Annotated in this window: 19 protein-coding genes; 10 read left to right on the top strand and 9 right to left on the bottom strand. The window is 30.4% G+C overall.

Translation table 11 applies throughout. The features are described 5' to 3' along the window. Positions 1-123: 123 nt before the first annotated feature. Together JAO71_RS03455 and JAO71_RS03450 are read right to left on the bottom strand one after the other, a co-directional pair. Entirely contained in the window at positions 124-1,164 is a 1,041-nt protein-coding gene (locus JAO71_RS03455; RefSeq protein WP_028290851.1) for a PLP-dependent cysteine synthase family protein, read from the bottom strand. Positions 1,165-1,238: 74 nt separating this feature from the next. Further along, entirely contained in the window at positions 1,239-3,371 is a 2,133-nt protein-coding gene (locus JAO71_RS03450; protein ID WP_202998861.1) for a S9 family peptidase, read from the bottom strand. A 69-nt stretch (positions 3,372-3,440) separates the two neighbouring features. Here JAO71_RS03450 and JAO71_RS03445 point away from each other — a divergent pair, with 69 nt between their 5' ends. Beyond that, positions 3,441-3,764, top strand: coding sequence for a YbaB/EbfC family nucleoid-associated protein (locus tag JAO71_RS03445; protein ID WP_202998859.1), 324 nt, complete (start codon positions 3,441-3,443; stop codon positions 3,762-3,764). A 68-nt stretch (positions 3,765-3,832) separates the two neighbouring features. On the opposite strand, the gene JAO71_RS03440 is transcribed toward JAO71_RS03445, so the two are convergent. Continuing rightward, positions 3,833-6,064, bottom strand: a complete 2,232-nt coding sequence (locus JAO71_RS03440; RefSeq protein WP_202998857.1) for an OmpA family protein — start codon at positions 6,062-6,064, stop codon at positions 3,833-3,835. A 215-nt stretch (positions 6,065-6,279) separates the two neighbouring features. Then, positions 6,280-7,299: a threonine aldolase family protein gene (locus tag JAO71_RS03435; protein ID WP_202998855.1), complete on the bottom strand. Its 1,020-nt coding sequence runs from the start codon at positions 7,297-7,299 to the stop codon at positions 6,280-6,282. A gap of 100 nt (positions 7,300-7,399) precedes the next feature. On the opposite strand from JAO71_RS03435, the gene prfB reads away from it, so the two are divergent. The 4 genes from prfB to JAO71_RS03415 all read left to right on the top strand — a co-directional run bounded on the left by prfB (position 7,400) and on the right by JAO71_RS03415 (position 11,825). Beyond that, a protein-coding gene (gene prfB, locus JAO71_RS03430) for a peptide chain release factor 2 (RefSeq protein ID WP_202998853.1) occupies positions 7,400-8,510 on the top strand; the annotation gives its coding sequence in 2 pieces (ribosomal slippage) (positions 7,400-7,462 and positions 7,464-8,510; 1,110 coding nt in all). A gap of 3 nt (positions 8,511-8,513) precedes the next feature. After that, positions 8,514-8,855 carry an arsenate reductase (glutaredoxin) gene (gene arsC / locus JAO71_RS03425; RefSeq protein ID WP_054851130.1) on the top strand — a complete coding sequence of 114 codons (342 nt, stop codon included), beginning with the start codon at positions 8,514-8,516 and terminating at the stop codon, positions 8,853-8,855. Positions 8,856-8,901: 46 nt separating this feature from the next. Beyond that, positions 8,902-9,279 carry an ArsC/Spx/MgsR family protein gene (locus JAO71_RS03420; RefSeq protein WP_028290858.1) on the top strand — a complete coding sequence of 126 codons (378 nt, stop codon included), beginning with the start codon at positions 8,902-8,904 and terminating at the stop codon, positions 9,277-9,279. 86 nt (positions 9,280-9,365) lie between these two features. Beyond that, complete coding sequence (locus JAO71_RS03415; protein WP_202998851.1) at positions 9,366-11,825, top strand: outer membrane beta-barrel family protein; 2,460 nt, start codon at positions 9,366-9,368, stop codon at positions 11,823-11,825. 174 nt (positions 11,826-11,999) lie between these two features. Here JAO71_RS03415 and JAO71_RS03410 read toward each other — a convergent pair whose 3' ends face one another. After that, on the bottom strand, positions 12,000-12,173 hold the full coding sequence (locus JAO71_RS03410; RefSeq protein WP_162874834.1) for a hypothetical protein: 174 nt from the start codon (positions 12,171-12,173) through the stop codon (positions 12,000-12,002). A 110-nt stretch (positions 12,174-12,283) separates the two neighbouring features. Continuing rightward, on the bottom strand, positions 12,284-13,900 hold the full coding sequence (locus tag JAO71_RS03405) for a sensor histidine kinase (protein WP_116822873.1): 1,617 nt from the start codon (positions 13,898-13,900) through the stop codon (positions 12,284-12,286). A 221-nt stretch (positions 13,901-14,121) separates the two neighbouring features. Between JAO71_RS03405 and fumC the strand changes: the two genes are divergently transcribed. Beyond that, positions 14,122-15,519, top strand: a complete 1,398-nt coding sequence (gene fumC, locus JAO71_RS03400) for a class II fumarate hydratase (protein WP_028290861.1) — start codon at positions 14,122-14,124, stop codon at positions 15,517-15,519. 158 nt (positions 15,520-15,677) lie between these two features. Here the strand turns inward: fumC and JAO71_RS03395 are convergent, their stop codons facing one another. Continuing rightward, positions 15,678-16,205 (bottom strand): Crp/Fnr family transcriptional regulator, encoded by a 528-nt coding sequence (locus JAO71_RS03395; protein ID WP_162874835.1) that lies wholly within the window; start codon positions 16,203-16,205, stop codon positions 15,678-15,680. 221 nt (positions 16,206-16,426) lie between these two features. On the opposite strand from JAO71_RS03395, the gene hutI reads away from it, so the two are divergent. Continuing rightward, positions 16,427-17,662 (top strand): imidazolonepropionase, encoded by a 1,236-nt coding sequence (gene hutI / locus JAO71_RS03390; protein WP_116822875.1) that lies wholly within the window; start codon positions 16,427-16,429, stop codon positions 17,660-17,662. A gap of 121 nt (positions 17,663-17,783) precedes the next feature. Here the strand turns inward: hutI and JAO71_RS03385 are convergent, their stop codons facing one another. After that, complete coding sequence (locus JAO71_RS03385; protein WP_028290863.1) at positions 17,784-18,668, bottom strand: hypothetical protein; 885 nt, start codon at positions 18,666-18,668, stop codon at positions 17,784-17,786. A 99-nt stretch (positions 18,669-18,767) separates the two neighbouring features. On the opposite strand from JAO71_RS03385, the gene JAO71_RS03380 reads away from it, so the two are divergent. The 3 genes from JAO71_RS03380 to JAO71_RS03370 are packed head-to-tail and all read left to right on the top strand — an operon-like array spanning position 18,768 to position 20,561. Beyond that, on the top strand, positions 18,768-19,796 hold the full coding sequence (locus JAO71_RS03380; RefSeq protein ID WP_116822876.1) for a formimidoylglutamase: 1,029 nt from the start codon (positions 18,768-18,770) through the stop codon (positions 19,794-19,796). Then, positions 19,789-20,079: a hypothetical protein gene (locus JAO71_RS03375; protein WP_116822877.1), complete on the top strand. Its 291-nt coding sequence runs from the start codon at positions 19,789-19,791 to the stop codon at positions 20,077-20,079. Before JAO71_RS03380 ends, JAO71_RS03375 begins: the two co-directional genes overlap by 8 nt. A 2-nt stretch (positions 20,080-20,081) precedes the next feature. After that, positions 20,082-20,561: a GNAT family N-acetyltransferase gene (locus JAO71_RS03370; RefSeq protein WP_036600356.1), complete on the top strand. Its 480-nt coding sequence runs from the start codon at positions 20,082-20,084 to the stop codon at positions 20,559-20,561. 1 nt (position 20,562) lies between these two features. On the opposite strand, the gene JAO71_RS03365 is transcribed toward JAO71_RS03370, so the two are convergent. Next, the gene (locus tag JAO71_RS03365; protein ID WP_116822878.1) at positions 20,563-22,323 is read right to left on the bottom strand and encodes a hypothetical protein; all 1,761 of its coding nucleotides are present in this window, start codon (positions 22,321-22,323) and stop codon (positions 20,563-20,565) included. Positions 22,324-22,379: the final 56 nt, after the last annotated feature.

The following is a 22,379-nucleotide window of genomic DNA, read 5'->3' as shown; positions in this document are numbered from 1 at the left end:
TTAGATGTTACAAAATTAGGCAATTTTATTATTCATGCATAACAAATAACCTATGTATTTCTAATAAAAAAAGTCAATCTTACTATAAATATAAGATTAACTTTTTTCTATGTTTTGTAACGTTTACTTTATATATTGAATACTTTGTGCTGCAGCTTCATTTTTACTGTCAAAGAAACCTTGTTCAGTCATCCACTTGTCACTGTATACTTTACTCATATATCTTGAACCATGATCAGGAAAAATAACAACTACGTTATCTGTATCCTTAAATTCATTTGATTCATTTAGTTGTTTAAGTGCTTGCATTGCTGCTCCAGAAGTATAACCTACAAACAATCCTTCTGTTTGAGCTATTTCTCTAGCGGTATGTGCACTTTCTTCGTCTGTAACTTTAACAAATTCATCAATACTATCAAAATCTGTTGCTGTTGGGATTAAGTTTTTACCTAATCCTTCAATACGATAAGGGTATATTTCTTTATCATCAAACTCTCTTGTTTCATGATATTTTTTTAATACCGATCCATAAGCATCGACACCAATAACTTTAATATTTGGATTTTGCTCCTTTAAATATTTTGCTGTACCAGAAATTGTTCCTCCTGTACCACTACAAGCAACAAGATGAGTTATCTTACCTTCTGTTTGATTCCATATCTCAGGACCTGTAGAATGGTAATGTGCATCTATATTTAACTGATTAAAATATTGGTTTATATAAACAGACCCTTTAATCTCGTCATGAAGACGTTTTGCAACTTGATAATAACTTCTAGGATCATCAGCACTTACATTTGCAGGACAAACATAAACTTTTGCTCCCATGTTTTTTAACATGTCAATTTTATCTGCAGATGATTTTGAACTAACAGCCAAAATACAATCGTAACCTTTAATTACACTAACCATTGCAATACTAAATCCTGTATTACCAGAAGTAGTTTCAATTATAGTGTCACCTGGTTTGATGATACCTTGTTTTTCTGCTTGCTCTATAATATAAAGTGCAATTCTATCTTTTGAAGAGTGACCTGGATTAAAAGCCTCTACCTTTGCTAGGTAATTACCTTTAAAACCTGATGTCATTTTTTTTAGTTTTATCATTGGCGTATTACCAATTAAATCTAATACGTTATCAAAAACTTGTTTTTTTTGTTCCATAAATGCTATTTAAAAGCTACTTATTTTTTTTGATTTTTAAAATCAAACCATGCAAAAGTAATGATTTTTTTTGACTATTTATTTATTCCTTCCAAATCAAATAGAAAAGCGTATTCTAAAGCGACCTCTTTTAAGGCTTCAAAACGACCAGAAGCTCCACCATGACCTGCTTCCATGTCTGTTTTTAATAATAATAAATTTGAGTCAGTTTTTAACTCTCTTAATTTAGCAACCCATTTTGCTGGTTCCCAATATTGAACTTGAGAATCGTGTAATCCTGTAGTAACTAACAAGTTTGGATACTCCTTTTGTGCAACATTGTCATAAGGTGAATAAGATTTCATGTAATCATAATAGGTTTTATCATTTGGATTTCCCCATTCGTCATATTCTCCAGTTGTTAATGGTATTGAATCGTCTAACATTGTGGTTACAACATCTACAAAAGGTACTGCAGCTACTACTCCATTATAAAGTTCTGGATTCATATTAATAATTGCTCCCATTAATAATCCTCCTGCACTTCCTCCCATTGCGTATAAATGCTTTTGTGACGTGTAGTTATTGTCTATTAAAAACTTTGAACAATCAATAAAATCTGTGAATGTATTTTTTTTAGTTAACAGTTTTCCGTTTTCATACCAAGGTCTTCCTAAATACTCACTACCTCTAATGTGCGAAATGACATAGATAAAACCTCGATCCAGTAAACTTAGCCTAATAGATGAAAAATAAGGGTCTATTGTAGATCCATAAGATCCATAAGCATATTGTAAAACTGGGTTTTGACCATTAAGTGTCATTCCTTTTTTATAAACAATAGACATTGGTATTTTCTCACCATCTCTAGCTGTTGCCCAAATACGCTTAGATTGATAGTTGTCTTTATTAAAATTAGGGTCTAAAACGGTTTGTTCTTTTTTAACTGTTTTTTCTTTTGTTTTAAAATTGTAGTCTATTACAGAACTTGGATTGGTTAACGAATTGAATCCATACCTCAAAGTTTCGCTTTCAAAGTCAGGATTATTTCCTAATTGAGCTGTATAAGTTTCACTTTCAAAATCTAAATAATAATCCTCTGCTCCATTCCAACTAATAATTCTTAATTGGTTTAAACCATTTTGTCTTTCGTTTACGACTAAATAATCTTTAAAGATTTCGATATCTTCTAATAAAACATCTTCTCTGTGTGGTAATACGTCTGTCCAATTATCACTTGATGTATTACTTTCGTTTGTTTTTTGAAGCTTAAAGTTAGTTGCTCCATCTTTGTTTGTGATAATATAAAAGCTATCATCAAAATGAGCTATTGAATATTCTAAATCTTTTTCACGAGAATTAAAAACTTTAAATTCATTGTCAGGTTGATCTGCTTCAAGTATTTGATATTCTGTAGCCAAAGTACTTGAACTTCCTATAATTATATACTTTTTAGATTTAGTTTTGTAAACATAAGTATTGTAAGTTTCATCTTTTTCATGAAAAACTAATTGGTCTGTTGATGCATCAGTACCTAATTTATGCTTGAAAATTTTATCAGAACGTAAAGTAACTTCATCTTTTTTACTGTAAAATAATGTTTTATTGTCATTAGCCCAAGTCATTCCACCTGTTGTATTTACAATAACATCATCATAAATTTCCCCTGTAACTAAATTTTTAATTTTGATAGTATATTGCCTTCTACTAACAGTGTCTACTGCAAAGGCTGCTAAAGTATTGTCTGTACTAATAGTTAAACCACCTAGTTTAAAATAGCTATGTCCTTTAGCCATAAGATTACAATCAAATAAAATTTCTTCATCTGCTGCAAGACTTTCTTTTTTTCTGGTATAAATTGGATAATCTTTACCTTCCTCATATCTAGTGATGTACCAATACCCATTTTGTTTATAGGGCACGCTTTGGTCATCTTCTTTAATTCTGGCTTTCATCTCATCAAATAATGATTTTTGAAAACCCTCTGTATGATTTAAAATTGACTCAGTGTAATTGTTTTCAGCATTTAAATAATCTAAAACCTCTTGATCTTCTCTTTGATTTAACCAATAATAATTATCAATTCTGGTGTCATTATGAATTTGCAATTGCTTTTCAACCTTTTTAGCTATAGGTGGATTTACATTAGTTTTAGTCATTATAATATCGTTTTTACAGGAAAACACAAATGTAAAACTTATAATAATTAGCATAAACTGTTTTTTCATATTTAATTTTTTTGAATTTTAAACTATCAATTTAATAAATTTGTAGCTTAAACCTTAAAATTAAATAAAATGTTTGGAGACTTAATGGGTATGATGGGAAAACTAAAAGAGACCCAACAAAAAGTAGAGGAAACAAAAAAGAGATTAAATACTGTTTTAGTAGATCAAAACAGTAGTGATAATTTATTACAAGTCACCTTAACTGCTAATAGAGAAATTAAATCTATTACTATTAGTGATGATTTATTAGAAGATAAAGAACAACTTGAAGATTACTTAATATTAACACTAAACAAGGCTATTGCCAAAGCAACAGAGATTAATGAAACTGAATTAGCTGCTATTACTAAAGAAGGTATGCCAAATATACCAGGAATGGATATGTTTAAATAATTTAATGTTGAAGTATAAAAAAAGGAAGCCAATTGGCTTCCTTTTTTTATTTTATGTAAATATACTAATTAGTTAGCATTGATAACTCTAAATTGAGTACGTCTGTTTGCTAAGTGCTCTCTTTCTGTACAAGAAACACCATCAGAACATCTGTTTGCTAATCTAGACTCTCCATATCCATTAGATACAATTCTTGAAGAATTGATTCCTTTAGAGATTAAGTAGTTAGTTACCGCTTGAGCTCTTCTTTCTGATAAAGATCTGTTAGATGATTTAGAACCTCTTGAATCTGTGTGAGAAGCAATCTCTACTGATACACCATCAGCTAATACTGGTAATAATTTAGCATCGATTTCAGCTTTAGCAGCTGCAGTTAATGATGCAGAACCTAAATTCCAGTTTATGTTTAAGTCGTTATATTCAACGATTTTACAGTCCACTTCTTTCCAAGTTGTTAAACCTCCTTTTTTCTGTAATACTTCTTTAGTAACTGTTTTATTAACAGCAGGTACCGTTTTCTCTTCTACTCTAGCATCGTTAGCTAAAACAGTACGCTTTAAAGTAGCTGTTTTTTGAGGTACTTCAATAACTCTTGTCGTTGGAGGTGTAGCCATTACAGTACGTTTCATTGTTGTAGATGTAGATGGTATAGTTACTACTCTTGTAGTTTCAGGAGTAATGATAGTTTTTCTTAATGTAGTAGACTTTGAAGGAATATCAACCGCTCTTGTTGTAGGAGGTGTTGCCATTATAGTACGCTTCATTGTTTTAGTTACAGCAGGAATTTCAGTTACTCTTGTTGTAGCAGCGTCAACTACTATAGTACGTTTCATTGTTTTTGTTACAGCAGGAATATCAATTACTCTTGTTGTTGGAGGTGTTACCATTACAGTTCTAGTTACCTCTTTAGTTACAGCAGGAACTTCAATTGTTCTTGTTGTTGGAGGTGTTACCATTACTCTTCTAGTTACTTGTTCAGTTACAGCAGGAATGTCAATTACTCTTGTTGTAGCTGGAGATACTAATACCGTTTTTTTAACTGTTTTATTTACAGCAGGTATTGGAATTGTTCTTGTTGTTGGAGGTGTTACCATTACTGTTTTTTTAACTGTTTTAGTTACAGCAGGAATATCAATAACTCTTGTTGTAGCTGGAGTTAAAACCACACGTCTTGTATATGTACCCATTCCACAGTCAGAAGAACTGTTAGGTGCTTGATCACATCCTGGCTTTGTCATTACTTGAGCATCAGAAGCTAATTCTGTTGTATTAATTGTAATGTTTTGAGCAGGAATATTTTTGTAACACCAGTATCTACAATCGTTAGGATCACTTGATGCACAGTCGGCTGCTGGAGTATCACTCATTCCCCATTTTGCTGTTGCAGGCTTAATCTCGATTACTTCGTAACCAGGAGTAAATTTAGCAGGAACTACTGATAAAGTAGAACCAAACTCTTGTTTCTTATATGATAAAGTTTCATTACCCCATTTTGCAGGAATAACTTCTAAACGTTGAGATGCTTCTTTAACAACAACCTCAAAAGTTTCTGTACCATATTTAGCTGGAACAATTTCTAATCTTGAAGACTCAGGTTGTACTAATACTGTTACGTTTTCTGTAGTCCATTTTGCAGGAACAACTTCTAAACGTTGAGAGGCTTCTTTTACAACAACTGTTTCTGTTCTTGTTTCATATTTAGCAGGTATAGACTGTAACTTAGTGTAAGCAGCTTCAACTAATACTGTTTCTGTTCTGTTTTCATATTTTGCAGGAATAACCTCTAAACGTTGCCCAGCTTCTTTTACAACAACTTCAAAATTTTCTGTTCCTAATTTAGCAGGAACTACTGATAAAGTTTGACCTCCTTCAGAAGAAACAACCTCAAAGTTTTCTGTAGCATACTTAGCAGGAACTACCGAAAGCTCTTGATAAGATGGTTGAATAATCATTTCTTCAGTTGTAGTATCTGTAGATCCAGGTACTTTTTCTAACTTCTGAGAAGCTTCCTGAGTAACAACTTCAAAAGTTTGTGTTTCATATTTAGCAGGAACTACTGATAATTCTTGTCCAGCTGATTGAGTTACAACTTGTTCGTTTTCTGTTCTGTACTGCGCAGGCACAACGCTTAACTTTTTATAAGCTGGTGCTACCTGTACTGTAATGTCTTGGTTAACCCATACATCAGGAGTTACACAACGTACATAACATTTCCCTGGTTCAGGATTTGTTGGTAAATCTTGTGCAAAAACTGCTGAGCAGACTACAAAAGATAAAATTGTTAGTAATACTTTTTTCATTGTTGTTAATTTAAATGGTTATTTATTAAACATATTTAGTCGAACACTAATAACGACTGTTCTCTAATTTCATTCAAAAAAAATACTTATCAAACAAATAGTCACTTTTATTCATAATGCTAAGTTAAAATTTCGACCAACAGTGTTAAAATTCAGCTTAACTACATGTAAAAAAGCGAACAGTGTTTTTAATTTTAACAAACACTGTGTCTAAATTACAACTTTTCTAGCACATTAACGACTTTATCGTGCTGATTATCAGAATAATTAAGATGGGTTACTAATCTTAATTTCCCATTTCCCATACTAATGATTTTAATATTCTTGTCAGAAAGCACCTCTAAAAAATCATTTTCTGAATATTTTTCATTAAGTTGAAAAATTACAATATTAGTTTCAACAGGTTCGACCTTTTTTACAAAGGAAGATTTGAGTAAAACATCACCTAATTGTTTGGCTTTTATATGGTCCTCTTCTAACCTTTCAATATTATGTTCTAGTGCATATAATCCTGCTGCTGCCAAAAATCCACCTTGACGCATTCCTCCTCCTAAGATCTTTCTGATTCTTATAGCATTTTTCATGATTGCTTCATCACCAACAAGTACAGATCCAATTGGACAACCCAATCCTTTACTAAGACAAACAGATATGGTATTAAAAGCAGCTCCATATTGTACTGTCGTTTCATTTTTAGCAACTAAAGCATTCCATAATCTTGCTCCATCTAAATGAAACCCTAAATTATGAGTTTTACAAAGGTCTTTAATTTTTAAAATTTCATTAAAATCCCAACATGCTCCTCCTCCTTTATTAGTAGTATTTTCAATTTCAACTAAAGTCGTTAAAGGACTATGGTAAAATTCAGGAGGATTAATAGCTTCTTCAACTTGACTAGCAGTAAACATCCCTCTATGACCATCTAATAATTTACAAGAAATACCACTATTAAATGAGGCTCCTCCACCTTCATAATTATATATATGAGCATACTGGTCACATATAACTTGATCTCCAGGATTAGTATGTAGTTTTAAAGCAGTTTGATTAGCCATCGTACCACTAGGAAAAAACATAGCGTGTGACTTGCCAAACTGTTGGGCTACTTTTTCTTCTAGAGCATTAATAGTTTCGTCCTCTTTATACACATCATCACCAACCTTAGCTGTCATCATGGCTTCCATCATTTCTAAACTAGGTTTTGTAACGGTATCACTTCTTAAATCAATAATCATATCTTTTGTTTTAATCTTGATAAAATTATTAAAATTGTGGTTAAATATTTTTAAATCTTAGTAATAATTCTATTTTTGTTATCCACTCAAAGTTAAAATTATGATAACTTCAGAACACATCAAAAACCTTAACACACGCCTTAAATCGTTAAGGCAATATCTTTGACATTGACAATAAGCTAGTTGCGATTCAAAATGAAGAAGAGCAAACGTTTGATCCTAACTTTTGGAATGACTCTGCAGCTGCAGAACTAGTCATGAAATCCTTAAGAGAGAAAAAAAAATGGATAAACGATTACGAAGATTCTAAATCATACATTGAAGATTTAGAAGTTATTTATGAGTTTTACAAAGAAGACGAAGCAACTTTAACTGATGTTGAAGAACGCTACAATAAAGCATTAACTTTAATTGAAGATTTAGAGTTTAAAAACATGCTATCTGGAGAAGGTGACAGTTTAAGTGCTGTTTTACAAATTACAGCAGGAGCTGGAGGAACAGAGAGTTGTGATTGGGCAAATATGTTAATGCGTATGTATTTAATGTATGCCGAAAAAAATGGCTTTAAAGTTAAAGAGTTAAACTTTCAAGAAGGTGATGTTGCTGGCATTAAAACTGTAACGTTAGAAATTGAAGGCGATTTTGCTTTTGGTTGGTTAAAAGGCGAAAATGGTGTACACAGATTAGTACGCATTTCTCCTTTTGATAGTAATGCAAAACGTCATACTAGTTTTGCTTCGGTTTACGTTTACCCATTAGTGGATGATACCATAGAAATTGATATTAATCCAGCTGATATCGAAATTACAACCGCTAGATCTAGTGGTGCAGGTGGACAAAATGTAAATAAAGTTGAAACTAAAGTACAACTTACACACAAACCCTCTGGAATACAAATTTCGTGTTCAGAAACTAGGTCTCAACATGACAATAGGTCTAGAGCAATGCAGATGTTAAAATCACAGTTGTATGAAATCGAACTTCAAAAGCAATTAGCACAACGTGAAGATATTGAAGCTAGTAAAATGAAGATTGAATGGGGAAGCCAAATAAGAAACTATGTCTTACATCCATACAAGCTAATAAAAGATGTTAGAAGTAGCCATGAAACAGGTAATGTAGACGCTGTTTTAGATGGAAATATAGAACCCTTTTTGAAAGCCTATCTTATGATGATGGGACAACAAGATATTGATACTGAAAACCTTTAAGCAATGATAAAAATTTACCACAATCCAAGATGCAGTAAATCTAGACAAGGTTTACAGTTATTAGAAGACACAAACCAAGAGTTTGAAATCATCAAGTATCTTGACAATCCATTATCTATAAAAGAAATTAGAGAGATAATTACTGCTCTTAATATTAAGCCAATTGAACTAGTTAGAAAAAACGAAGCCATTTGGAAAGACAACTACAAAAACAAAACCCTAACAGACAATCAAATTATTGAGGCTTTACAAGCCCATCCTAAACTAATTGAAAGACCTATTGTTACCAATAAAAATTTAGCTGTTATTGGTAGACCTACTGAACTGATAAAAACAATATTATAGTTTATTAACGATTATTTCAGCACAATCAAACTCCCTCACTAAACTAATGATAATAATATATCACAACCCTGAGTCGTCAGACTCAAACGCTTGCCTTGAAATTTTAGAAACCTCAAAACATGATCATGAAGTCATAAAATACCAAGATAGACCTCTAGATAAACCAAAACTAATTAAAATTATAAATCTGTTAAATGTTAAACCAGATGAGCTAATCAGAAAAGACAATAAAGTATGGATTGAAAACTTTAAACCTCTTGTAGATGAAGGTCAACAATTTAACGACGACAGCTTGATTGACATAATGATTGAATATCAAGACATTATAGAACGTCCAATTGTAATAAACGGAGGAAAAGCAGTCGTTGGCAAACCTGCTAAACGCATTTTTAATATCAAACCAAAACAGAACTCCACTTTATGATTTATGCTTTTTTATTTAACAAAGCTTTAACCAAACACGCTTAAACCTTAAAGTACTTTTGTAGTCATATTGACAAACCAAAATCTATGACTAAAAATATTATTTCCTTTTGCTTAATGCTACTATGCGCTAATTTTTCTTTTGCGCAAAATGCAAATCAAAAATCAGTAACCATTAAAGGAAAGATTCTTGAAAAAGACACAAACGCACCTTTAGAGTATGCTACAGTAGTATTTAAAAGTATTACAACACCCAATGAAGTTTCTGGAGGCATTACAGATGCTAATGGTAATTATTCAGTTGAAGTAAAAACAGGTAATTATACTGTAAGTTTTGAATACATTGGCTTTAAAACCGAAGTATTAAATAATAAATCTATAAACTCTAATCAAACATTACCAACTCAATATTTAGCAATTGATGCTGAAACATTAGACGAAATAGAAATTGTTGCTGAAAAAACTACTGTTGAGATAAGATTAGATAAAAAAATATACAACGTTGGTAAAGATTTAACTGTACGTGGTGGAACTGTAAGTGATGTATTAGATAATGTCCCATCGGTTTCAGTTGATGTTGAAGGTACTGTGGCTTTACGTGGTAATGATAACGTACGCATATTAATTAATGGAAAACCATCTGGTTTGGTTGGTTTAAGTTCTACAGATGCCTTAAGACAATTACCAGCAGAATCTATTGAAAGAGTTGAAGTTATTACTTCTCCATCTGCTAGGTATGAATCAGAAGGTACAGCTGGTATACTAAACATTATACTAAAAAGAAGTAAATTACAAGGTTTAAATGGAGCCATAACCACAAACGTAGGTTACAATCCTGCAGCAGGAATATCAGGAAACATAAACTATAGAACAGGAAATATTAATATTTTTAATACTACTGGTTATAGTTACAGAGAATCACCAGGTAATTCATACGCTTACACGCAATATTTAAATACAGAATTTGATGACGACGGAAATTTAGTCTCTGATGATCCAGATACTTATACTGAAGAAACTAGAGATTATGAGCGTATTAGAAAAGGTTTAAACACTAATTTTGGTGTAGAATGGTATGTTAATGATTCTGCTTCTTTAACGACATCTTTCTTATACAGAGATAGTGATAACGAAAGAAACACAACTAACACAACTTTACAAACAGACGCCTTAGGAAACACTTCTACAAATGTTCGTCTAGATCCTGAACTAGAAGATGATAAAACCATACAATATTCATTAAACTTCAATAAGAATTTTAATGATAGTGGTCATACTTTGACTTTTGATTTTCAATATGAAGAAAATAATGAAAATGAAAATTCAATCATTCTTTCAGATAACGTAATATCTAATGATATTTCTAGTTTTGAAGAACAAGAACGTATCTTACTACAGACAGACTACGTGCTTCCAATCGGAGAAAACTGTCAATTTGAAGCCGGATTTAGAGGTAATTTTAACACTCAATCTACAGATTTTATTGTGCAATCTGTAAATGATGAAGGCACTTTAGAGCTTGACAATACACAATCTAACTTATTTAACTACGGTGAAGATTTAATTGCTGTATATTCTCAATTTGGTAGTAAAATTGGTAACTTTTCATACCTTTTAGGTTTAAGATTAGAAAACACAAGATTAACTATTGATCAACCAACAAGTGGAAATTTTAGTAAACGTAATTACACTGGATTATTCCCAACAGTAAATTTAAGTTATGAAATTAGTGACAGAGAAAATGTAACGCTAGGTTATGCTAGACGTTTACGTAGACCACGCTCTCGTTTTATCAATCCTTTTCCTTCTTTTTCAAGCTTAACAAGCGTATTTAGAGGTAATCCTGAATTAGATCCAAGTTACTCTGGACAATTTGATTTAGGATATTTAAGACGTTTTGGTAAGTTTACATTTAATGCATCTACTTACTATTCACATGCAACAGATGGTTTTAATTTTATAAGTTTTGACACAGGTGAAGTCGTTACAATTTCTGGACAAGAGGTTAACGTTATACAACGTTCTCCTATTAATTTAGCAACTGAAGACAGAGTTGGTGCCGAATTTACTTTAACTTATAACCCATCAAGAAAATGGAGAATAAATACTAACTTTAATTTTTTCCAGTCTGAAGTAGAAGGTACTACTCCTAATGGATTGTCACTTGATAATAAAAACACAAGTTGGTTTGCTAGATTAAGTAATAAATTTACTTTACCTGCTAGTATAGATTGGCAAACAAATTTATTTTACAGAGGTCCAAGTCAAGATGCTCAAAACGATAATGAAGGTATTTTCACAACATCTATGGCATTTAGTAAAGACTTATTTAACGAAAGAGCTTCATTAGCATTTAATGTTAGTGACTTATTTAATAGCCGTAAAAGACAACAAACTACTACTACTCCAACTTATATTAGTGAAAGCGAATTTCAATGGAGAGAACGTAGTTTTAATCTTTCATTTACATACAGATTTAACCAGAAAAAGAAGCGTACTCAACGTGGAAACTATGGTGATGGTGGTGGTGATGAATTTGAGGGATAATATATTAATACCATAATAAAAAGCTGCTAGAAATTCTAGCAGCTTTTTTTATATCCAAAGTCCTGTTATTTTAAATATAGATCATAAAAAAAAGGAAATCAAAATTGATTTCCTTTTTTTTAAAATTGAATTTTATTGAGTTTAAACTAAATAAAACTATTTATATATTATAAACTAAGCATTACGCTTAGCTTTTTTTTCTTCTTTTATCTCGTTTAAACGCTCAATTAAACTTCCTCCAATCCAATAAGGAACTACAAATGTTATTAAAAATATCATTAACCAAAATCCTATGGTTAAGATAGTTAAAAATGCTAAAAAGCCTAAATATTGGTCAAATTCGAACATACTGTGTTTAGTTTCGTGTTTATTATTATTGCAAATATAAAGTAATCTTATTTTTAATACAATATAAAGTAAAAATTTATTAATGGTATTATTAATAAATTTTATAACTATTAACTATGAAAACTTTTTTCATGAGGTTTAAAATTAATTATAAAAGTGCTTTCAGGTAACTTTTTATATTCTAACTTACCTTGTAATTGTTCAGTTAAAATATTAATTAATTCCATCCCTAATGAGTCTGAGGTTTTATAATTAAAATCATCTGATAAACCTTCTCCATAATCTTTATAGATTAATTTAAAATTAGGTCTATTATCAATAATTGTGATACTTAATTTATTTTTGACATTATTTTTAAAGCTGTATTTAAACGAGTTTGTTACTAATTCATTTAAAATTAAACCAAGGTCTGACGCTGTTTCTGCATCAAAAAACAAACCTTCATCAATATTTATTTCTTTAACTAAATACATTGATTTATTTTTTACCGTATCTTCAACATATTCTAATAATTGCTCAACGTATTCTTTGGTTTTGACATCTTCTAAAGTTACATTTCCATATAGTTTTTCATGTACCAAAGACATAGAGCGTATTCTATTTTGACTGTCTTTTAATGCTTGTTTAATGTTTTCATCTTCATATTCATTTTCTTGCATTAATAAGATACCTGCAACCATTTGCATGTTATTTTTTATACGATGATGTATCTCTTTAATTAAGGTTTGAATTTTGCTTAAATTAATTTCTAATTCATCATTTTTTTGAACAACCAAATTGTTAACCTCCTTTAAAGTTTGATTTAAACGTCTATTTTTTAAATATTGACTCAAAGATAATAGTACTAAAATAGATAATATGGCATACCAACCAAAAGCTAAGCAATTATTTTTAATACTAGTTTGTGGTTTTATTTTAAAGGCACTACCGACTTTAAGTTCTAGACCAAATAAATCGATTGAAGAATAAATATAATCTGAATCATTAATGTTATAGTTTTTATAATATTCTTCATCTTTAACTTCAGAATAAATTTTAGTGTCGTTATAATAACCTTCTCGTGTAAGATCAAAACTATCTTTAATTATAAATTTATGAAGAAATATTTTTTCTTGATTATGAGTGTAAAAAAAATCTAATAGATACTTGACATTAATTACTGGAGAAAAATAACCTAATATTTCATTTTTATTATTTCTAGCTGAAAAGTTAAATGGGAAACCTGTCCAACCTTCACGCAAATTAATTGGAGTAAACAATCTAATCTTATCATCCAACATGTGTTGCTCTAGCTCAATCGTTCTTTCAGGAGATAAAAAAGATTTTCCAGATGTTCCTTTTAGTTTTTGAGGATCTATTTGATTAGGAGTAACAACGTATTTAAATACGTGGTCTTTGTCAATATAATTCACTAGTATGGAATCATCAAACTTTACGTTTCCTAATAAATCTTTTAAATATATTTGAAGATTTTTTTCAGAAGGAAACGTTTCTGAATTTTTAGTGTAACTTTTTATTGAAGAGACTAAAGTAGCATACACCTGTATTCCGGATTTAGCATTATTAATAGCCTCTGTATGAGCTTTTTTTAATTCAGCTTCAATTTTTTGTTGTTCTAGTTGATTGTTTTCACTTAATAATCTATTCAACAATACAGCACCAATAATTAAAATCACTAATGCTATAAGGTAATATTTTATATTTTTAACAGAATTTGATACAAACATTAGTATTGTAAAAATAGCTTCATTTTAGAGTATAAAGATAACTGATTTTTATTATATCTTAATCTTTTTAAAAATGAATTAACGATAATTAATGAGCTTTTTTTGAGCAGAAACTAATAACTAATAATATTCTTTAATTTTTAATTTTTATTGTAGAAATGTGTTAATTTAAAACCACAAAATTTTGTAATTTTACAATCATAATTTAATCAATTATCAAGATGGAATATAGAATAGAAAAAGACACCATGGGCGAAGTTAAAGTGCCTGCTGACAAGCTTTGGGGAGCACAAACGGAACGTTCTAGAAATAATTTTAAAATAGGAAACGTTGCATCAATGCCACTTGAAGTGGTTTACGGATTTGCTTACCTAAAAAAAGCTGCTGCTTATACCAACTGTGAACTTGGAGTTTTACCTATTGAAAAAAGAGATTTAATTGCAACAGTTTGTGATGAAATCTTAAATGGAGAACATGATGATCAGTTTCCGTTAGTAATCTGGCAAACAGGTTCAGGAACTCAGTCTAACATGAATGTAAATGAGGTTATTGCTAACAGAGCACACCAATTAGCTGGAAAAACTATTGGTGAAGGTGATAAAACAATACAACCTAATGATGATGTAAATAAATCACAATCATCAAACGATACTTTTCCAACAGGAATGCACATTGCTGCTTACACAAAAATTGTAAAAAACACTATTCCTGGTGTTAAGCAATTACGTGATACTTTAAAGAAAAAATCTGAAACTTTTAAAAATGTAGTAAAAATTGGTCGTACACATTTAATGGATGCTACACCATTAACTTTAGGACAAGAGTTTTCTGGATATGTTTCTCAGTTAGAGCATGGACTTAAAGCCTTAGAAAACACTCTACCACATTTAAGCGAAATAGCTTTAGGTGGAACTGCTGTTGGTACAGGTCTAAATACTCCAAAAGGATATTCTAAACGTGTTGCAGAATATATAGCTGAATTTACAGGACAACCATTTATTACAGCTCCTAATAAATTTGAAGCTTTAGCTGCACACGATGCTATTGTTGAAAGTCATGGTGCTTTAAAACAATTAGCTGTCTCTTTAAACAAAATTGCTAATGATATACGTATGATGGCTTCTGGACCAAGATCAGGTATTGGAGAAATCATCATTCCTGCTAATGAGCCAGGAAGTTCAATTATGCCAGGAAAAGTTAACCCTACACAATGTGAAGCATTAACAATGGTTTGTGCTCAGGTTATGGGTAACGATGTTGCTATAAGCGTTGGTGGTACACAAGGACATTACGAGCTTAACGTCTTTAAACCAATGATGGCTGCAAACATCTTACAATCTGCGCAGTTAATTGGTGATGCTTGTGTAAGTTTTGATGTTAATTGTGCTGCAGGTATAGAACCAAATCACGAAGTAATTAAAGAACTTTTAAACAACTCATTAATGCTAGTTACAGCATTAAATACTAAAATAGGATACTATAAAGCAGCAGAAATAGCTAATACTGCTCATAAAAACGGAACAACTCTAAAAGTTGAAGCTGTTAATTTAGGTTATGTAACTGCTGAAGAATATGACGAATGGGTAAAACCTGAAGAGATGGTAGGAAGCTTAAAGTAAGCACTTATAACCTTTTATAAATTTAAAAAACCGATAAGTAAGCTTTATCGGTTTTTTAGTTTAGTTAGTTATTAAATAAAAAAATAATAGGGATGGATAAATAACCACTCAAATTTATAACAATTCTAAATAACACACATTAACATATGTTAATAAAACTAAAGTTTACCTCTTACTCTACTTAATTGAACAGGAGTAATACTCAAAAATTTAGCGATTTGATACTGAGGAATTAAGTTATCGATATTAGGAATTATTTTTCTTAGATTTAAATAACGTTCAGTAGCGTTCATTGTTAATACTTCAATATACTTTTTATCTTTCTCACAGACTAAAGCTTCTAAAAATTTAGCATAAAAACCCAATATTTCAGTATTAGACTTATATAATTCTTTAAATTTAGTAAAATCCAACACATAGATTTCGCTATCAGTCAGACATTCATAAGTGCTTTCAGAAGGTGTCTTATTTAATAATGCCTCAAAAGACGCTATTATTGTCATTGGTGTAAATAAAGACTTTGTTACCTCCTTACCACTTTCTAATCTAACATAAGAACGCATAACCCCTTTAACTATTAAATAAATTTTGTCAGGTATATCTCCTGAATTATCTAATATAGTGCCAGCAGGTAATGCTTTAGCCACTGAACAATTAAAAATCAAATCAAACGATTGGATAGACATTTTATAAAAAGAACACATATAAGCATATATATCTTCATAAGATGTTTGCTTTTCTGCTACCATAATTTTAATTTACACACAGATAAATGTATACCTTTTATTTATTTAAGATGTATCTTTTCGATGTATCGCAAATAAAGAGCAACAATAAGTAAACTAACTAAAATCGTTCAATACTATGTTATTTATCTATATTTAAAAATAAAACAGAATCACTTTACATGACAATTTTAATAAAAAACATCAAGGAATTACTACAGGTTAGAGACGAAAATACTTTAAAAGTTTCTGGAAGTCAAATGAAAGAATTACCATGCATAACTAACGCCTACTTATTAATTGAAGATGATACAATTGTAGATTTTGGATCTATGATAGACGTAAGCAGCATAAAAGCCGATAAAACGATTGATGCTACAAATAAAGTGGTATTACCAACTTGGTGTGACTCACATACTCATATAGTTTATGCTGGAGATAGATCTCAAGAATTTGTAGATCGTATTAACGGTTTAAGTTATGAAGATATTGCAAATCGTGGTGGTGGTATTGTCAATAGTGCCAAAACCCTTCAAAACACAACTGAAGATGATTTATATAACCAATCTATACAACGTGTTAAAGATGTAATGCATTTAGGCACAGGAGCTATTGAGATTAAATCTGGTTATGGCTTAACACCAGATGCAGAACTTAAAATGTTACGAGTAATTAAGAGGATAAAAAAAGATTTTCCTGTAAAAGTAAAAGCTACTTTTTTAGGTGCTCATGCATTACCTCTTGAATTTAAAACAAATAAACAAGGTTATTTAGATCAAATTATTAATGATATGCTACCACAAATAGCAAAAGAAAACTTAGCACAATATATTGATATCTTTTGCGAAAAAGGGTATTTTGATTTAAACGATACTGCACAAATATTAGAAGCTGGTTTAAAATATAATTTAATTCCTAAAATACATGTTAATCAATTTAACGCTTTTGGTGGTGTTGCATTAGCTGTAAAATATGGAGCTATTAGTGTAGATCATTTAGAAGAATTAAACACTGAAGACATAAAAGCTTTAAAAGATAGCAATACAATGCCAGTAGCTTTACCTTCTTGTTCCTATTTTTTAAGTATTCCATATACACCAGGAAGACAACTTATTGACGCTGGTTTACCTCTAGCTTTAGCTACAGATTATAATCCTGGCTCTACGCCTTCTGGAAATATGAATTTTGTTGTAAGTACTGCTTGTATTAAAATGAAATTAACACCTGAAGAAGCTATAAATGCAGCAACATTAAATGGTGCTTATGCAATGGGGATATCTAAGCAATACGGAAGTATTACTAAAGGCAAAAAAGCAAACATTATTATAACTAAACCTATTTCAGGATATAACTATTTACCTTATGCTTTTGGAGATAACCATATAGATCAAGTTATTATTAATGGCACTATTATTTAAACTATTTAGATGGAAATAGAAATTATAATTGTCTTCTAAAGTAATCTATAGAGTATAAAAAAACCTGAAAGCTTAACACTTTCAGGTTTTAATGGATTATTTAATAATATTAATCAAGTTACTATTTAAGGGTGAATTCCGTACTTGATATCAACTCATTTGCATTAAAGACATTAATTTGGTAAAGTCCATCAGGGAATTTTTCATCTTCTTTAGCATCTATAAACTCACAAATATCTAGGTTATCATTCTCATAATTAAACTTACTAATAAGACTATAATTTAGGACTTGTTCTCCAAATTTAACTTGCTCATCAGCTCCTAAAATATTACTAGTAGGATCAATAACTTGAACATAAAATTCTTTATCGCCAGATTGTACTAATCTATTTTTAGTAACAGTAAAACATACTCTAATTTTATCACTACGTTTCGCTCTTTCAGTAGGTATTAACTTACCATTATTACGTTGTATAACTCCAAAACCTTTTAAGTTAACAGCATTAAGTACTGCAGCTCTTTCAACAACATCTGCTAAAGCAGTATTTTGAATAAGTAAAGAGTCATTAAACATTCTGCTTTCTTCATATCTAACATTAGTACTATCTAATGTTGTAGCTAACTGCATGTTTTCAACTTTTAATCTATCATTTTCAGTTAAAAGCGCATCCATTTCAGTTTTAAGTGCATTATATTTATTGTAATAACGACCTAAATTTCTTACGTTAGTTTCAGAAACTTTTAAAGAATCTATTAAATCTTGAATACGATCTCTAGCTTCTACTAAATTTTGGTTTGTTACTTGAGTTTCACTTAAAGCAACGTCATATTTTGCTGCCATTGTGTTCAAGTCTGTTAACACATCGTTTTTTTCTTGTGTTAACTGCTCCTCATTTTGTTTTTTTTCTTTGTACAAAGTAGAAGTGTAAATTCCTGTACCAATAAATAATGCTAAAGCGATTCCTAAGGCTACTTTTAAACCTGTACTTGCTGTGTTATTTGCCATAATCTTTTAATTTATGAGTTAAACATTAATTTTAAAATCTTATTATTATTGTAATAATAAAAACGTAATTTTATTTTTTCAAATCTACATAAAAAGTAAATGAATAAGTTAATTTTATTTAATAATTCCTTTTCAGACCACTTAATTAATGCGCGTTCTGGCGAAACTAAATTTGGTCAACAAACCATTAAATTAACTAGTGTTTCCAATATATACGACACACTTAAAAGTTTAGACGTTAAGTATGTTTTATTTGGATTACCTGAAGATGTTGGCGTTTTTGCAAACCACGGAAAATCAGGAGCTTGCAACACCTGGAAGCATGTAATTAAAATTTTGTTAAACACACAAAACAATGTTTTTAATGAGGCTAGTAAAGTATTAGTTTTAGGTCATTTAGATTTTACGGAAGAACAAAAAGAAGTTACCAAATTAAAACAAGACAATCCAAAGCAAATCATTAGAGCTAGAAAATTAGTAGCTCAAATAGATAAACATGTGGTTGATTTGGTTTCAACCATTGTTAATGCTGGTAAAATACCAATAGCTATTGGTGGAGGACACAATAACGCTTATGGTATGATTAAAGGGACTAGCTTGGCTTTAAAGCGACCAATAAATAGTATTAACCTTGATGCACATACAGATTTTAGAGCTTTAGAAGGCAGACACAGTGGTAATGGCTTTAGTTACGCTTACGCTGAAAGTTTTTTAAAACGATATTATGCTTTTGGGTTACACGAAAACTATACGTCAGCATCTATACTTAGTCAATTTAATAACAATAAACATTTAGATTATAACACTTACGAAGCTATTGCTGTACGACAAGAGTTAAAATTTAAAAAAGCGCTTAAACAAGCTACAAAACACGTTGGAAAAACTAATTTTGGGATAGAAATTGATTGTGATGCTATTTTAAATATTAGTAGTAGTGCACAAACACCAAGTGGTTTTTCGGTTGAAAAAACAAGGCAATTTTTACATCATTTTGCTTCACATAGTAACGCCAATTATTTACATATTTGCGAAGCTGTAGGCAAAAAGAAAAATGGACCGCAAATAGGTAAATTAATTAGCTATTTAATTACGGACTTTATACGCTCAAACGACAAAAAAAATGACTAAATTACAATTAGAATATTTAAGATTAGCACTTACGGTTATTGTATTTGCACTAATTATAACGCCTTTATTTTTACATATAAATCAAGTTACTATTAACTGGTTTAACAGCTTATCTCAAGTTATGGCAATACCATTGTTAATACTTTGCATTGGTATTCCATTGTGGATGATTGTGGATTTGGTAAGAAAAAATGTAGCTGATAAATCTATATTTAATTTGACCTTTTTTATTTCTGTTATTTCAATAGCATTATTGTTTTTTTCTATTAAAATTTTAAATTAAAAATGATTAATAGCACAATTAAAATCATTCCTTTTGACCCAAAATTATCTCAACAATTTTACGATTTAAACATAGAATGGTTAGAGCGTTATTTTATAATTGAGGATTATGATAGAGCTGTATTAAGTCAACCTCAAAAATATATTATTGATAAAGGTGGTTTTATATTTTTTGGTTTATTAAACCATAACATTATTGGAACTTATGCTTTTATGCCTTTAAAAAATGAGCCTGGTTTTGAACTTACAAAAATGAGTGTTGCTCCTGACTATAGAGGATTTAAAATAGGTCAACAACTACTAACCCATTGTATTGCTTTTGCAAAACAACAAAACTTTAAAAAATTACTATTATATTCTAGTACAAAACTGGAAAACGCTATTTATTTATATCGCAAATTTGGTTTTGAAGAGGTTGTGCTTGAAGCGGACTCACCTTACCAACGTGCAGACATTAAAATGGAATACGATTTAAACGTTTAAATTAAAGACCTTCTAACGAGTCTATTTTACGCTTTAGACTTTCAATTTTACTAGCTTCTTTTTCTTTTAAAATAGAATCATATTTACGTTGTAATACCTCTAAAGATTCGGTTTTAGTAGCATTAGGCAATGTTGTTGTACTATCAATAGCCATATATTGATCATTTAAATCTTTAACAATAGCTTCGGTTGCTTTGTCTTCGTCAAAATAAAACTCTTCTATACCTTCACTAGATCTCCAAGCTTCGTTTAATTGGTCGTAAACAGATTTTTCCCATTGACTTGGGTGTTTAGCATCAATCCAAACTACATCTCTGTATTCGCTATCTATTAAAGCTAAATCTGGAGTTGCACTTCCATCAAATTGTGAACCTTCTTCTTTTATAGATGAAATTGTGCCTAGAAAAAACATACGTTTGCGACCTGCAATATTTTTTATATATGGTCTAAATTCTACTGGTTTATTTACTGACCAATCGTATTCTTTTCTAGATTCAATAACTTTTAAAGGCATTGCAGATACACCTGCATACCCTTGTTTTTTTGATGCATGATCATAATAATATAGTCTATTTGTTCCATCAGCAGGTACAAAAACACTAAACGTTAAACTGGTACGCTCCTCTCCTACTGGTTCTAATCCAAACCAATGGTATAGACCACTATAGGCATCTGACTTTGAATCTGAAAAGTCAAAATCTGTAACAAATGGTTGCTGGTTTTGATCATCAGGAAGGTTTGGAATTTTTACTGCAGTTTCCATATTCCAAGGTAATGGATCGCTAAAACCACCTAAAAACTTTAAAGATTCGGCTTGCAAACGAGATACTTTTTCTGATAAAGTATTTTGACGCGTCAAATAAGGATGATTTTTCATTTGGTCAGGCGCTATAAAAGTCCCTTTACCGATGGTTACACGCTCTATATAATCGTTAAAATCGTGTGCACCATTATCTATTACCATAACACCTCCAAAAGTTGGATAAGGAAAGAAAAAACCTTTCCATTTAATTAAACTTACAACTTCAACCCATTGACCAGAATCGTTTTTCATGTAAAAAGTATCACTTGGCTCGTAATTAAATAACATCCAAGGATTAAAACGTTGCACAACTGCATTGTATGTGTTTCGGCTAAATTTTAATGATTCACCAATAGAGAAGGTTGCTGATATTCGGTTTTCGTTAGAAAATCTAGGAAAAGGTGTTGTACTTGATACCGAAAAAACTTCTTCTGTATTATCGCTTATCCCTTGCCAAACGTATTTTTCGGTTGGTTGAATAGCCATAGTCCATTTATTTTGATCATCAATACGTACTAAATGAGGTAAGGATACATCTTTGGTTTCTCCTACACTTTCATTAGCCATAGAAAAAATGTTACGTAAAGGTTGGATACGTTCGTTTTGCGTTAATGGTAACTCATCAACTTCAATTTTATTTAAGTCATTAAATACATTGTATGTACGCATGTAATCATACAACTGAAAATGCCAACCAGCAGCATATAACAAACCAAAAAAGGCTAAAAGTAATCCTAAAACACCTAATCTAGTTCCTGTTGAAGCAGAGTTACGAAATTTACGCAATCCAAAAAACAGAACAATTGCACTTATTAAAATTACAAAAATATACTTACGGAAAAATAGTAATAATGGTTGATAATCATCCCTTAAAAAGAATAACAAACCAAATACAATTAGACCTAAAATGATAACTATTGTTTTTTGTTTTCCGCCTTGATTCCAATAATTTTTAATCATATATTTTATATTTAGGTTGACAATTTATAATTACAACCGAATAATTTATTAGTTAA

The organism is Olleya sediminilitoris (assembly GCF_016785945.1).
In the GTDB taxonomy this organism is placed as follows: Bacteria; Bacteroidota; Bacteroidia; order Flavobacteriales; family Flavobacteriaceae; genus Olleya; species Olleya sediminilitoris.
Note: the sequence above shows the minus strand (reverse complement) of the source record. Positions and strands in the feature narration are given on the sequence as shown.